17 protein-coding genes are annotated in these 14261 nt (G+C 53.3%); 8 read left to right on the top strand and 9 right to left on the bottom strand.

The genetic code is table 11. From position 1 onward, the window contains the following. The first annotated feature begins 379 nt into the window (after positions 1–379). Together V7775_RS03395 and recR are read left to right on the top strand one after the other, a co-directional pair. Positions 380–724, top strand: coding sequence for a YbaB/EbfC family nucleoid-associated protein (locus tag V7775_RS03395; RefSeq protein WP_335750450.1), 345 nt, complete (start codon positions 380–382; stop codon positions 722–724). A gap of 55 nt (positions 725–779) precedes the next feature. Beyond that, entirely contained in the window at positions 780–1373 is a 594-nt protein-coding gene (gene recR, locus V7775_RS03400) for a recombination mediator RecR (protein ID WP_335750451.1), read from the top strand. Positions 1374–2145: 772 nt separating this feature from the next. Here recR and V7775_RS03405 read toward each other — a convergent pair. Then, entirely contained in the window at positions 2146–2910 is a 765-nt protein-coding gene (locus V7775_RS03405; RefSeq protein ID WP_335750452.1) for a DUF1013 domain-containing protein, read from the bottom strand. Positions 2911–3037: 127 nt separating this feature from the next. Between V7775_RS03405 and V7775_RS03410 the strand changes: the two genes are divergently transcribed. Continuing rightward, positions 3038–3676 carry a ribonuclease T2 gene (locus V7775_RS03410; RefSeq protein ID WP_335750453.1) on the top strand — a complete coding sequence of 213 codons (639 nt, stop codon included), beginning with the start codon at positions 3038–3040 and terminating at the stop codon, positions 3674–3676. Positions 3677–3728: 52 nt separating this feature from the next. Here V7775_RS03410 and V7775_RS03415 read toward each other — a convergent pair whose 3' ends face one another. Beyond that, positions 3729–4727: an NAD(P)H-quinone oxidoreductase gene (locus V7775_RS03415; protein WP_335750454.1), complete on the bottom strand. Its 999-nt coding sequence runs from the start codon at positions 4725–4727 to the stop codon at positions 3729–3731. A gap of 138 nt (positions 4728–4865) precedes the next feature. On the opposite strand from V7775_RS03415, the gene V7775_RS03420 reads away from it, so the two are divergent. Beyond that, the gene (locus V7775_RS03420; RefSeq protein ID WP_335750455.1) at positions 4866–6065 is read left to right on the top strand and encodes an AMP-binding protein; all 1200 of its coding nucleotides are present in this window, start codon (positions 4866–4868) and stop codon (positions 6063–6065) included. Next, the gene (locus V7775_RS03425) at positions 6062–7162 is read left to right on the top strand and encodes a thiolase family protein (RefSeq protein ID WP_335750456.1); all 1101 of its coding nucleotides are present in this window, start codon (positions 6062–6064) and stop codon (positions 7160–7162) included. The genes V7775_RS03420 and V7775_RS03425 overlap by 4 nt, the downstream gene beginning before the upstream one ends. Here the strand turns inward: V7775_RS03425 and V7775_RS03430 are convergent. The 4 genes from V7775_RS03430 to V7775_RS03445 form a co-directional block, all read right to left on the bottom strand. Then, positions 7151–7696, bottom strand: a complete 546-nt coding sequence (locus V7775_RS03430; RefSeq protein ID WP_335750457.1) for a biotin transporter BioY — start codon at positions 7694–7696, stop codon at positions 7151–7153. The two genes, V7775_RS03425 and V7775_RS03430, sit on opposite strands and share 12 nt — an antisense overlap. Then, positions 7696–8313 (bottom strand): energy-coupling factor transporter transmembrane component T family protein, encoded by a 618-nt coding sequence (locus tag V7775_RS03435; protein WP_335750458.1) that lies wholly within the window; start codon positions 8311–8313, stop codon positions 7696–7698. The genes V7775_RS03430 and V7775_RS03435 overlap by 1 nt, the downstream gene beginning before the upstream one ends. Beyond that, positions 8288–9019, bottom strand: a complete 732-nt coding sequence (locus V7775_RS03440) for an energy-coupling factor ABC transporter ATP-binding protein (protein ID WP_335750459.1) — start codon at positions 9017–9019, stop codon at positions 8288–8290. The genes V7775_RS03435 and V7775_RS03440 overlap by 26 nt, the downstream gene beginning before the upstream one ends. Before the next feature lie 70 nt (positions 9020–9089). Beyond that, the gene (locus V7775_RS03445) at positions 9090–9794 is read right to left on the bottom strand and encodes a COQ9 family protein (protein WP_335750460.1); all 705 of its coding nucleotides are present in this window, start codon (positions 9792–9794) and stop codon (positions 9090–9092) included. Positions 9795–9904: 110 nt separating this feature from the next. Between V7775_RS03445 and rpsU the strand changes: the two genes are divergently transcribed. Both rpsU and V7775_RS03455 read left to right on the top strand, forming a co-directional pair. Continuing rightward, on the top strand, positions 9905–10111 hold the full coding sequence (gene rpsU, locus V7775_RS03450; RefSeq protein WP_335750461.1) for a 30S ribosomal protein S21: 207 nt from the start codon (positions 9905–9907) through the stop codon (positions 10109–10111). Positions 10112–10404: 293 nt separating this feature from the next. Then, complete coding sequence (locus tag V7775_RS03455; RefSeq protein WP_335750462.1) at positions 10405–11403, top strand: Hint domain-containing protein; 999 nt, start codon at positions 10405–10407, stop codon at positions 11401–11403. On the opposite strand, the gene V7775_RS03460 is transcribed toward V7775_RS03455, so the two are convergent. Beyond that, entirely contained in the window at positions 11398–11856 is a 459-nt protein-coding gene (locus V7775_RS03460; RefSeq protein ID WP_335751049.1) for an Lrp/AsnC family transcriptional regulator, read from the bottom strand. The two genes, V7775_RS03455 and V7775_RS03460, sit on opposite strands and share 6 nt — an antisense overlap. Positions 11857–11990: 134 nt before the next feature. Between V7775_RS03460 and ald the strand changes: the two genes are divergently transcribed. Further along, entirely contained in the window at positions 11991–13109 is a 1119-nt protein-coding gene (gene ald, locus V7775_RS03465) for an alanine dehydrogenase (RefSeq protein ID WP_335750463.1), read from the top strand. A gap of 51 nt (positions 13110–13160) precedes the next feature. On the opposite strand, the gene mscL is transcribed toward ald, so the two are convergent. Both mscL and V7775_RS03475 read right to left on the bottom strand, forming a co-directional pair. Next, entirely contained in the window at positions 13161–13532 is a 372-nt protein-coding gene (mscL, locus tag V7775_RS03470; RefSeq protein WP_335750464.1) for a large conductance mechanosensitive channel protein MscL, read from the bottom strand. Positions 13533–13807: 275 nt separating this feature from the next. Next, positions 13808–14251, bottom strand: coding sequence for a YtoQ family protein (locus tag V7775_RS03475; RefSeq protein ID WP_335750465.1), 444 nt, complete (start codon positions 14249–14251; stop codon positions 13808–13810). Positions 14252–14261 lie beyond the last annotated feature (10 nt).

Here is a 14261-nt window from a genome sequence, read left to right on the forward strand (position 1 = left end):
TGGTTTCGCCAACAGCCCTATTCGCTGAGGTCTGCGACAAAGAACGTCCCTTATGGAATGGCGGCCCCGTATCTGCATGGCAAGAAGCTATAGGCTACCTGACATCCCCGATTGGATGGCTCCTTCTTGCCGTTTGCGCACTGGCCTTGCTCTTTCGGCGGCGCTGGCTCTGGGCCATCTGTGGAATTGTCGCCGCCCTCATTGGATGGGCTGCAGTCAAGTTACCTCACCTTGACGACATAAGCGTCAATTTCTACGAGTTGATGCAACAAGAAGGCTGTCTCGGTCCGCCCCACTTGTCGATTGCCATCTGTGCTGCCATATCTGTTTCAAGCTTTTATACCGCCTTCAAACGGCGCAAAACCCAAAAGGATAAGACATGTTCAAAGGATTAGGCGGTCTCGGCGATATGGCCGGAATGATGAAAAAAGCCCAAGAGATGCAGGGCAAGATGGCCGAGATGCAGGAAGAAATGCACAACGTCATGGTCACTGGCGAAGCGGGTGCTGGCCTTGTTAAGGCAACCTGCACAGCCAAGGGTGAGTTAAAGGGGTTGGACATTGACCCATCGATCTTTAACGGCGACGACAAAGAAGTTGTCGAAGACCTGATCCTTGCCGCCATCAAAGACGCGCAAGGTAAAGCAAGCGAGCGCGCGGCAGAAGAAATGGGCAAGCTGACCGAAGGCATGGGTCTACCTGCCGGCATGAAGCTGCCCTTCTAATTTCACTGTACATTGGAATTGTCCCCAACCCACAAAATGTCTCGGATGTGATCTAATGAGTTCCACCCGAGATATCGATGCTTTGATTGAGCTGATGGCAAAGCTGCCCGGGCTTGGCCCGCGCTCTGCACGGCGTGCTGTATTGCATCTGATCCGCAAACGCGCGCTGTTGCTCACGCCGCTGGCTGACACGATGCAGCAAGTCGCCGCCACCGCGCGCGAATGCCTCAATTGTGGGAATGTGGGCACCTCAGACATCTGCGACATTTGCGAAAGCGAAAAACGCGCCAACGGCGAGTTATGTGTGGTTGAAGACGTGGCTGACCTTTGGGCCATGGAGCGCTCTGGCGTTTTTCATGGACGGTATCACGTGCTTGGCGGTACGCTCTCGGCGTTGGATGCCATTGGTCCCCAAGAACTGCGCATTCCCCGACTGCTGGACCGTGTAAAAAGTGAGGCCATCAGCGAGGTGATCCTTGCGCTAAACGCAACTATCGACGGCCAGACAACCGCGCACTACATCGCCGACCTGTTAGAAAATCAAGTCAAACTGACGTCTCTCGCCCAAGGTGTGCCTATTGGTGGTGAGCTTGATTATCTCGATGATGGGACAATCACGGCTGCGATGCGCGCCCGCAAACAGCTATAGTAAGACTACATTAGGACAGGCCCCCAAACGGGCGGGTGCCCTTGCTCCCTAGAGAACGATCTAATCGTTCCTCCTCATCAAAAAAATCTGCACCCTTAGTATGCAAGTTTTTCCAAACGCACTCTACATTTCTGTGATGCCAAAATATCCGCCTCATATGGCAAATGGACAACCAACACCGCGTATTTGTCACCTCTCAGATAACCTGTATTGCAAAAAATTCCTCCAGCTTCCCGTGTATAATCTGAAAACTGCTTCATCGCAGAAGCGCGGCTTCTTCCGAGAATTGTCATGGACATTAGAACTTTTTCAGGAAGGTCAGCGTCCAAACAATTAGAGACGGTCCCGTCTTCCCCAGAGAATTTCAGTTTACGTTTATCAGTTTTAGATTGGCCAAATCTCGGTTCGCATCGCGTCGATGTAAAACCTCCAAATTCATAACGGCTTGCTTTCCCGATATCGGTCTCCCTCCAGGTAACCCAATAACCTGAGATGCAAATACTGGCGAAGTTACCGACACAAAAAAGGCAATAACGTAGCCAAGCACATTTTTCATTCTGAACCTCATCACAAGCTGATCCTTGACGCATGTGAGTGAGCGTATTGGTGTTCACTTTGGGTTGACAGACTTAGCGCAAGCAAAACGCGGGCGATAGAAAACTAGACGCATACACTGCACCCAAAAATGCAAAAGGGCGCCCACAATCGGACGCCCTTCTAATCTAAACATCAAAGGTAGCGATCGGTTATCCGAACGACCCCGTCAAACGTCTTATTTCGCATCCTCGTCTTCATCATCACCGCCGTCTGGCAGGTTAAAGAAGCTTTCAGCATCTCTAAAATCACTGTTTTTGCTGGTGTCTTCGTCATCATCAACCACATCAGTCGACAATGTAAACGTTTCCAGACCCTCAATAGCAGATGGGGCTTTCGGCTCAATGCCCATACCCAGGCTCTGCTCGGTGCTGACCAATTTGCGGCGTTCGTCATCGGACATAACGCCACCTTCAGCTGCCTTCTTGGCTGCCGCTTTTTGCACCATCGCGTCCAACTCAGACTGTTTACACAGGCCCAGCGCAACCGGATCGATCGGTTGGATATTTGAGATGTTCCAGTGCGTCCGCTCGCGGATGGCCTGAATGGTAGGCTTGGTTGTGCCAACCAGTTTGCTCACTTGGGCGTCTGACAATTCCGGGTGGAACTTGACCAACCACAGGATTGACGCTGGACGGTCCTGACGTTTGGACAAAGGCGTATAGCGCGGGCCGCGGCGTTTTTCTTCGCCTTGAGCTGCTGCAAGGAACTTAAGTGCCAGCTTGTGCATCGGGTTGGCTTGCGCCTTGTCGATCTCTTCTTGTGTCAGCTGGTTGTTGGTAACCGGGTCAAACCCTTTGACACCAGTTGCTACATCGCCATCTGCAATGCCCTGCACTTCCAGCTCGTGCATCTCGACGAAATCCGCGATCTGCTTGAAGGTCATTGTTGTGTTATCCACCAACCAAACGGCGGTGGCTTTTGCCATAATCGGTTTGCCCATGTGTCTCTCCTTTAAACGCACCTTCCCCGTCGCCTGAAAGAGGCTGTCCCGGATGCCGGAACCGTTTCCAATTTGGGGGAACTTGTGGCTTATATAGATAAAGACCGTCCATAAGGAAAGACCCCTGATGCGCCGCATTTTTCTGACCCTGCTGTTGTCCCTTACTACTATGCCCGTTTTCGCCAAAGGCGAGCGCGCGGGAGAGTTCGACTATTACGTTTTGGCGTTAAGTTGGTCCGCCAATTGGTGTGCAATTGAGGGTGATGCAAAAAACTCTCCTCAATGTGACGCATCTGAGGATCATGGATGGATTATGCATGGCCTTTGGCCGCAATTTCACCGCGGATACCCATCGTTTTGTCATACTGCCAAACGCCCACCGTCACGCGGCATGACGAACGACATGGCAGATATTATGGGGACAGGTGGCCTAGCGTGGCATCAATGGAAAAAGCATGGCACCTGCACAGATCTAAGCGCATCAGACTATTTCGCCCTATCGCGACGTGCCTACGAGACCGTCACGCGGCCTTTGGTATTTCGCAAACTAGATCGCGCTGTGAAACTACCCGCTTCAGTTGTTGAGGATGCATTTTTAAAAGATAACCCGTTACTTTCGCGCAACGAAATCACCATCACCTGCCGTCAGGGGTATATCCAAGAGGCGCGGATTTGTCTGTCTCGCGATCTTACGCCAGTGCCCTGCGGCCGCGATGTGATCAAGGATTGCACGCTAAAAGACGCGTTATTTACGCCCTTACGGTAACAGGGCCGGGTCGCCTTGGGCTAACAAAAGTGCAGCCCAAGGCATTGATAAATTAGCCGCCAACTTTGAGAACAATTTTCCCGATGTGCCCGCTGCTTTCCATCCGCGTATGCGCGCCAGCGGCATCCTCAAAGGCAAATTCACTATCCATCACTGGTGCAACGCGGCCTGACGCCAACAGTGGCCAGACGGCTTCACCCAGTTCAGTCGCGATACGGGCCTTGGCCAAGTCAGACTGCGGGCGCAAAGTAGACCCTGTCATCGTCAGACGGCGCATCATCAATGGCGCAAAATTAATCTCGGCCTTCGGTCCGCCCAAGAACGCGATCTGAATCAAACGGCCATCAAAATCCAACGCCTTGAGGTTGCGCGCGATGTAATCACCGCCAACCATATCAAGGATCAGATCAGCACCACCTTCGGCTTGCATAACCTCAACAAAGTCCTCTTCGCGGTAGTTGATCGCCCGCTCAGCGCCAAGTTTAACACAGGCCTCACATTTTTCCGCACTGCCTGCCGTCACGAATACCCGCGCACCAAAGGCATTTGCCAGCTGGATCGCCGTTGTGCCGATTCCAGAAGAGCCACCGTGGATTAGAATCCGCTCACCCGCTTTCAGCCCGCCGCGCATAAACACATTGGACCACACCGTGAAAAATGTCTCGGGTAGGCATGCCGCCTCTTTGAGGCTCAATCCCTTGGGGACAGGCAAACAATGAGCTGCTGGAGTCGCCACATATTCCGCATATCCACCGCCCGGCAACAGGGCGCACACTTCATCGCCCAGTGCGAAACCTGACACGCCTTCACCTATCGCACTCACCACACCTGATGCTTCCAAGCCGGGCAGGTCGCTGGCTGTCGGCGGCGGCGCATAGGCGCCAGCACGTTGCAGCGCGTCAGGGCGGTTCACCCCTGCCCAAGCGACTTTTATCACCACTTGGCCGTGCGCAGGCTGGGGCACAGGGCGCTGCGTCAGTTGCAGCACTTCGGGACCACCCGGTTTGGTAATCTCCACTGCGCGCATCATCTCGGTTGCGTTCTCGGACATGGGCTGCTCCTTTGGAATAATTCAATCAGACGCAGCATAAGCCGCGTAAATGCGGAGTACACCCCCATACGCTGCACTGTGGCCAGCGCCGCGCGGCTTTGTTATGGCAGGACGCAACGGCACATTAAGGACAGCAACATGCCCCTGCCCCAATTCCAGTGGCATCCAGATGCCCACGCCTATGCAGGTGCGGAAAAAGTCATGCCCCAAACTGGAACCGTACCGCGCCACATTCCGGCAAAGCCCATCGCAAGCGCCTTGTCATCGTTAAGCCGCGTATTGAGCAGCGGCACGCCATTTTGCATCAGCGACTACGAACATCCATGCCTTAAAGCATTAGACACCGCACAATTCGCCACACTCACGGGCGGTACATCCGGCACACCAAAGATCATCGCCCGCAGTCAGGCCTCGTGGATTCGCAGCTTTGATGCGAACGCAGCCCAATTTCAGTATTCAGCGAACGATAGCATCGCAGTGCTTGGCGCGCTGAGCCATTCCTTGGCGTTATACGGCGTTCTCGAAGCTCTGCATCTGGGCCTGAATACGCACGTCCTGTCGTCGCTCTCTCCCGCTGGGCAGGTTGCGCAAATGCGCTTGCACGGCTGCACCATTTTGTATGCCACACCTAGCCAGCTAAGGCTGCTCAGGCCCGATGCCCCACTTGGTGATCTGCGCCTGATCCTTTGTGGTGGTGGCACATTGAATGCAGCAACCCGCAAACACATAGCTTCGTATTGCCCGAACGCCGCCTTACACGTCTTTTACGGAGCGGCCGAGACCAGCTTTGTCACTCTCAGCGATGCTACAACGCCCGCCACCTCTGTCGGCAAACCTTATCCCGATGTTCAAATACAGGTTCGTGATCTTGATGAGACTGACATCGGCACCATCTGGATCAACAGTCCCTATCTCTTTGACGGATACCTGCAGGGCGACAGCAAACACACCTCACGTGACGGCGCATGGCTCACTGTTGGAGAGCAAGGTATGATGGATGAACATGGCAACCTGTTTTTGCGCGGACGCGCTGGACGGTCCGTCAATATTGCGGATCAAACCATACACCTTGATCAGCTTGAGGCCGAAATGAGCGCGGCCCCATATATTCCACAGTGCGTCCTGCTTGCGCGGCCCGACCAGATGCGTGGGCACCATGTAATCGCTGTGGTGGATGGTGCTGCAAGTACTACAATTCGCGATAAAATTTTGGATCACTGCAAAGCAGAAAACCTACATATCCCACGTGATGTCGTCTTTCTTGATCCCCTGCCCCAACTCCCCTCAGGCAAACCAGACATGCGCCGCATCGCTGAACTAACAGGGGCTACCCCATGACCGCGCACATCATCGCAGCCTGTCGCAGCGCCGTGGTGCCGCGCGGAGGCGCGTTCAATGCGCTCTCAATTGATGCGCTTGGCGCACCTGTGCTGCGCGCTGCATTAACACAGGCAGGCCTTGAATCTGATCAGGTGGATGAAGTTATCGTTTCCAACGCTATTGGCGGCGGCGGCAACCCTGCACGGCTTGTCTCCCTTGCTGCTGGCCTTCCAGAGAGCATCGCGGGCCTAAGCATTGATCGCCAATGTGCTGGTGGGCTTGATGCCCTACTGCTCGCCAAAGCGATGATAGAAAGTGGTGCGGCAGATATTGTGGTTGCTGGCGGCGTCGAGAGCTACTCCCGTAGACCGCAGCGTTTGCGCACTTTTGCAGATGGCGGCGCCCCCAAAGCCTATGACCGCCCCCCTTTCACCCCATGGCCTGACCGCGATCCAGATATGGCAGTGGCCGCAAATACCCTGAGTACATCTTTGAGCATCACCAAAGATGTACAAGATGCATGGGCAGTCGATAGCCACAAAAAGGCCCTCAACCACACACCTACCAGTGTTGAGATGGTTGTTATTGAGGGGCAATCACGCGATCCGTTCAGCCGTAAAATGACCCCTGCCTTGGCTACCCGCGCTAAACAAGTCAGCGGCACAATCACAGCCGCAAATATGGCCGTAGCAGCGGATGGCGCCGCTTTCTGCGTGGTCGTGTCAGAAAAGATGCTGCGCGCGTTGAGATGTGAGGGCGTCGAAATCTTGGGTGGAGCTACAAAGGGCGACACCCCAGAACTGCCGGGAATTGCGCCGATCGCCGCAATCAAGGCGGCGTTGAGGAAAACAGGCCTGCGTACAAATGACATCAAGTGCGCGGAAGTAATGGAGGCCTTTGCCGTCCAAGCCATCGCTTGTGTGCAAGGCGCGAACCTTGATCCCGCATGTGTCAATCTGGGTGGTGGCGCATTAGCACGAGGCCACCCAATCGGCGCATCCGGTACAATCAATGCTGTTCGACTATTTCACGAGTTGCGCACGCAAGGCGGCAGGGGGCTTGCCGCGATTGCCGCTGCGGGCGGCATCGCGACGGCCGTAATTTTAAGCGCGTGACGGAACGCTGTTTGGGCGTGCACGATAAAGCGCGGCTGTAATCAGCGCCGCCAAAACTGCCTTGATCAAATCACCCGGAATAAATGCGGTTACCAACAGCGCTGCATCGCCGACGGTTTTACCAAGCACGATAGCCAAGCCGGCAATTCCAAACACATAAAGCACCAGAACACCGCCAACAATTGCAGCGATACCAGCAGCAACAGCTGTGTTCAGGTTACTCAGACGCTCCATAACAAATCCGGTTACAAATGCCGCGATAGGAAAGCCGATCAAGAACCCAGCTGTCGGCGACGTAAACAACCCCAAGCCACCGCGCCCGCCAGACAATAGCGGCAGGCCAACGGCGACCAAGCCAACGAACAACAGCACCGCGAGGAAACCTCTACGTGCCCCCAAAACTGTGCCACACAGCATAACGCCAAGGCTTTGCGCCGTGATCGGCACACCAAAGGCCAAGGTGAGCTGTGGGATCAGGCCAAGTGCCGCGATCAATGCTGCGAACAAGGCCACCTGCGTAACAGTACGTTCCATTATGTCTTCTCTTTTTCCAGTTCAAAACCGCCGCGCGCGCGCAGCGCTTCAGCCACATGGTCAGCATCATCCAATGCCAACACCATGAATGGCACGATTACTCTCCAGCCCGCACGACGCCGTGCACGCGCACGCCACGCCAACGTCAGCGCTGCGCCCTTTTGGGCTAGAACGGGGGTAAAGCGGATCACCATCGCAGTTGCAAGCTCAACCGCCCGCAAATTGAGACCGAGGCGGGAAAGGGGCGCCAGCAAGCGCCGAATTACGCTCATCATCGCCTCAAGTGTTGTTGTCATCGTGACAAGGTTCGCCAAGGCAACTGCGGTCAGCATCCGCAATGTGATCACCGCTCCCAGTTGTGGTGCACCCGTCAACAGGTGCCATGCCAGAACTACTACAACAAACGGCCAAAGTGGCCGAATGCGCCGCAAACCGTACTGCCAAAACACCCGCCCTGGAAGGGAATAAAGAACAAGAACCACACAGGCCGCCACTGCCTGAAACCAAAGATACGGGGCTGCAAATAGAACCACCGACGCAACGCACAACGCCAACAGCTTGATCCCAGCAGGCCAGCCGTGCGCGCGGGTTTTAACCGGAGAGGTGAGTGAGATCATCACGTTCTCCAAGTTTTTGCATGGCATCCTCAAACGCTTTTGCGACCTGCGCCGCTGGTCCCTGCATTTCGACCGCGCCCGCCTCGATCCAAACCGCGTGATCATACCCAATGATCATGCGCGGATCATGGGTGATGTGCACCAAAGCGGCATCAGATCCATCCAACACCCGCGTCAAATGCATTGCAGTTGGGATATCCAGGCCAGCAAACGGTTCATCCAAAATGATCACTTTTGGTGCCATTCCAAGGATTGCCATCAGGCAGACAAGCTGTCGCTGCCCCTGAGAAAGCTGATAAATTGCAGCGTCGTGCCATTCCGCCTTTCCAAATCGCTCAAGCGTTTGGCGAACACGATCACCAACTTCCTGTTTGGTAAGACCCATCTGGGTGAGGCCAAAGGCAAGCTCTTCTCCGACGGTAGGGAAAATAATTTGGTGGTCTGGGTTTTGAAACAATATCCCGACAGCGCCCAATGCCCCGCGTCTGTCACGCGCCACATCCACGCCATCCACCCGCACGCTACCACCACTTGTCGTTTGTAACCCTGCAATAACCCGCGCAAGCGTGCTTTTGCCCGAACCATTGCGACCCACAACCGCCAAACGGTGCGCATCAGACGAAAGGGAAATTCCGCGCAGCACATCTTTTCCGTCAATTGCAAAATCGACGGCATTCAATTCTATCAATCTGGTATTGGTGGGCACTCTGCAAACCTTGCGGCTAGAAAATCAAAGCTGATCTAACAGCCAGACCTCGCCGCGAACAGACCAAACCTTAGAAGCCGTTCCATCTGCCAGGTAAACCAGACTGTGGCGCACGCTGTGGCGCTTTGACATGGCCCATCAGCCATGTTGGCCCTGCCATGATCTTACTCAGGATCGGGCTGGCGTTCACTTGTGCTTTTAACTTTTCAATCTGCATCACGTTCTCAATCCGGCGATCCAAGAATGCCCATGTTTCTGCATGGTCTTCGCTTGTGTCCCCCAACCAATAGAGAACAGTGGCCGAATAAACGCCGCTAAGTGTTGCGCGTTTTGTGTACCAGTTCACATCCTCCGATGTGTCCCCCAGCGCATTCCATATTGCATCTGCAGTGCCCCAAATCGCCTTAGCCCCATCTGCGGCATACATCGGCAAAGCAAACAAAGTTGTTCCACGACGAACAACTTCCTTGTCCTCAACAACCTCCATGCGGAACCGAACTGCAGCCGCGACACGATCGCGAAATTTCATGCCCTCCAAATCGGCCTGCGCCAATGATGCCAGCATCATTTCGTCACCACGTTCGTGGTATAAAATGGCCAGATCAACCGCACCGCGGGGGCAAACACTATTGGCTACGGTAGGCTCTACATCCGAATCGGCAATCGCCGCCCCAAAGGTTATCGGCGACCAGCCATCAAAGGGCACATGATCCAGTGCAGCCAGAAGCAGCAAGTCTTTTGGGCCAGCCTGTGTAGTGGCTTGGGAATTGGGCATCGTCGCTCTCCTGCTGGGGTCTGAACACTAGACAACATAACACAGCTTTGCTATAGCGCAAATTCCTGCAAATCCTTGCAACTTCAAACTAGAAAGGTGGTGAAAACCACATGCAGGTTAGTGTTCGCGATAATAACGTCGATCAAGCGCTGCGCGCCCTGAAGAAAAAACTTCAGCGCGAGGGTGTGTTTCGTGAAATGAAGCTCAAGCAACATTTCGAGAAACCGTCCGAAAAAAATGCACGCCAGAAAGCCGAAGCGATCCGTCGTGCCCGTAAATTGGCACGTAAGAAGCTAGAACGCGAAGGTATGATGTAAATCATCCCCTCCAAGCTTTGAATAATTAATTACCCTACAGCCCCTGTGGCTGTAGGGTTTTTTTATTACCCCAAGGTCCCAAAGACGACACCCCACTGACACTTGTGTGCCGCGCCCTCCTCTGATCGATTAATGGAAAACTGTCTGCAAGATGACCTAGTTCGTTCCGTTTTGTTTACTCGATTTCAGCAAAATTCCGTCATTTCAGTTCAACAACATCCCTCCTCCAAACTTGCGGTGGTGTCTTAATGATGTCGTTTTTTGACGGGCTGACATCTTACTGAGGTGACCAAATGCCAAGCGGAACATATACCTTTACGATGTATACGATCTCCGGCAGTGGGAACTCCTCATTCACTGTCACTGGTTCATTTACCGTCACTATTTTTGATTCTGATGACAATTTCGGTGTCGGTGACGACCAACTATCAAACAACGCCACGACAGAAACAGGTGCACCACCAGTTATTCAATCATTGGGTCCGGGCGCACCCTCTGGCTGGGACGTAGGCGATACGTTCTATTTTGGTGGCTCGCGCGGAATAGAATCCGGTTCATCAGCCGACGATTTTCTGGTGCCTAAAGTCGGCGGTGGATGGCAGACATCAACTGCACTGTACAGCTTACCAGGCGCGTCCATTCCACTTGTTGTTGGCGAATCTTATACGCGGGAAGGCGCTGCCGGAAACGTAAACACGGAAATCGCACCCTGCTTTACCAAAGGCACAATGATCAAAACAGACGTTGGTGAAGTCGCTGTCGAAGACCTTGAGGTGGGGGACTTCGTCCTTACGCTAGATTGCGGATTTCAGCCAATCCGTTGGGTCGGATCAAAAACACTTGATGTTACGAATAAAAATGCTCCCGTAGTCTTTGACAAAAATACTATCGGCAACGAGAGCAAGCTATCGGTGTCACCCAACCACCGGATGCTTGTCAGATCGGTAGACGCTGAATTGCTATTTGGCGCGTCCGAAATTTTAGTGGCGGCAAAATGTCTAACAATGATGAAGGGGGTTCGCCGCGAACGCCCCAAGGAAGTGACATACATCCATATCCTTTTCGACCAACATCAAATCATCTACGCAAACGGCGCGTTGAGCGAAAGTTTCCATCCTGGCACCGCCAGCCTAAATGCGCTGGATGTAGACACACGAAACGAGGTTTTGGAAATTTTCCCGGAACTGGCTGAAAAAGACAATAATTCTGGTTCAACTGTTCGAATGTGCCTCAAATCTTACGAGGTGATTGCCTTGCAAAACACTATTCCAGCAACCTTAAGCGGTCTATAAGGGCAGCGCTGTTGTCTTGAACACTGTTCTCAACGCAAAACTGGATTGCATTTGTCCCACGCCTGGCAAACGTGCCAAATACTGGCGGTGAATACGGGCAAAATCTTCTGTGTCTTCGGCAACAACTTTAAGAAGATAATCTGCAGAGCCCGCCATAAGATGACATTCCAGAACGTCAGGAATGCGCGCTACGGATTTTTCAAAGGCTTCCAAAACTTCATCTGCTTGACCTTGCAATGTAATTTCAACAAAAACGGTTGTTGGAACACCAATCTTTCGGGCATCCAGCAAGGCGACATAATCACGAATATACCCATCCGCTTCAAGTCGCTGCACCCGACGATGACAAGCAGACGGGGATAGGTTAACCTGCTCGGAAAGATCCGCATTGGACATCCTCCCGCGCTTTTGCAACGCAACAAGAAGTTTTCGGTCGATGGAATCCAGCATGATGCAACGCCTTTGCGTGATTGGGTCATTTCACGCAACACTATTCGAATATGGTGCGATTTGACGATAGATTATCGTCTAAAAATGCGGAGAAACAAGCGCATTCTTCTTTTTATAAATGGAGGAGGAAACAAGATATGAAAATCGGTTGCCCAAAAGAAATCAAACCTCAGGAATTTCGCGTTGGCATGACGCCTAATGCGGCTCTTGAAGCTGTTAACCACGGTCACGAAGTCATCATCGAAACAAATGCTGGTATCGGGGCTGGCTTTGAAGATGCCGATTATGTTGCTGTTGGTGCGACAATCATCGGTACAGCTGCTGAAGTTTTTGCCGCTGCAGACATGATCGTTAAGGTCAAAGAACCTCAGGCAGGCGAACGTAAGATGCTGCGCGAAGGTCAGATCCTATTTACATACCTTCACCTCGCCCCCGATCCCGAACAGACAAAAGACCTGATAGCTTCAGGCGCGACATGTATTGCATATGAGACCGTAACAGACAGATCAGGTGGCCTACCTCTGCTTGCTCCAATGTCCGAAGTTGCTGGCCGCCTTGCACCACAAGTGGGCGCATGGACGCTGCAAAAAGCCAATGGTGGTCGTGGCGTATTGATGGGTGGCGTACCCGGCGTTGGCCCCGCAAAAGTTGTTGTCATCGGCGGCGGTGTCGTTGGTACACAAGCGGCGCGCATTGCATCGGGCATGGGTGCGGACGTTACAGTACTTGACCGCTCATTGCCGCGCATGCGCTATCTGGATGACGTGTTCGGTGGTGATTTCAAAACCAGCTTTGCCTCTGCTGGCAACACAATCGAGTTGGCGCGCGAAGCAGATATGATCATCGGTGCGGTCCTGATCCCCGGAGCAGCAGCCCCGAAATTGATCAGCCGTGCGCAGCTTGGCGAACTCAAACCCGGAGCAGCGCTTGTTGATGTCGCGATTGATCAGGGGGGATGTTTTGAAACCTCGCGCGCGACGACCCACCAAGACCCTATCTATGAGGTCGACGGCATCATGCACTACTGTGTTGCCAACATGCCAGGCGCGGTTGCACGTACAGCGACCATCGCACTTGGCAATGCCACGATGCCGTTCATGTTGGCCCTTGCTGACAAGGGCTGGAAACAGGCCTGTGTTGATGACGAACACCTGCTTGCCGGGCTGAACGTCCACGCAGGGCAGCTAACCTATGATGCCGTCGGTAAGGCCCTTGGCATTGATGTGATTACGCCGCAGCAAGCCTTAAAGGTTTAGACAAAAAAGGCCCGCCAGTTTGGCGGGCCTTCCACATCCATGAATGGATTATTACTTCTTCAGCGCAGCCAAGATATCAGCCAAAAGCTCTTCTTGTGTTGGGCCTGCTGGCGCCGCTGGCGCGGCTACTTCTTCGGCTTTCTTCATTTTGTTCACAGTGCGAACCAGCATGAAGACGACAAACGCGACGATCAGGAAGTTGATGATCGCCATGATGAAGGTACCATAAGTAAATACTGCATCGCCAACGGAAGCAGAAAGCCCACCAAAATCAACACCACCCATGAAGAGGCCGATCAGCGGGTTGATGATGTCGGCAACCAAGCTGCCAACAATTGCGGTGAACGCCGCACCGATGATAATACCAACGGCCATGTCCATGACGTTGCCTTTGGCGATAAAGTCTTTGAATTCATTTAGCATTTTTTTGTCCCTTTTGTTTTCGGCGCGCGGATTTTCCCACCCACTGTACCGTTGTGCAGCTTTTTAACACATGTAAGCTTTTTGAGCAGCTTGTATTTAAGGGGAAAAAGGGCTGGCTTAGCCCCAGCACGTGGAACCCCTGTTGCACAGTAAATGGACCGAATATTTAATTCATTTCACGGGGCCACAGCACACTGGACGCCGTTCTTTTATGGGCTAACCCACAAGAAATCTTATATCTCTTGTGGTGAAGACCTAAGCGTTCGGCGCGCCTTTCAAGGTAATTTGGACGTCAGAACATACCGCAAGATATCAACGACTTGCTTAGGCTCGGATGCCACGGCAAGTGCCGCCGCATCTACTTCTTTTAACGCGTGTGCATGGTCTGGTCCGTGCAGGATAATCAGCGACTTACCCAATGCGGCCGCATAACCTGCGTCGAAGGCTGCATTCCATTGCTTGTACTGATCCCCAAAGCGCACGACGACAACGTCCGCCTCGGATATGCCTTTACGGGTGCGGATTGCGTTGATCTGCGCGCCCTTACGGTCGTGCCAGGATTTGTCTGCTTCAGGGCCTAGAATTTCGACACCGCAATCATCGCTAGCGCCGTGATCCGTTACAGGGGCTGTGAACTCAATATCCAGCCCCCGCGCACCTTCACTAATCTGCTCACGCCAGTCAGTATGGATTTCACCAGACAGATAAACTTTCAACATCTCTTACGTC

This window comes from Sulfitobacter sp., assembly GCF_036960155.1.
Lineage (GTDB): Bacteria > Pseudomonadota > Alphaproteobacteria > Rhodobacterales > Rhodobacteraceae > Sulfitobacter.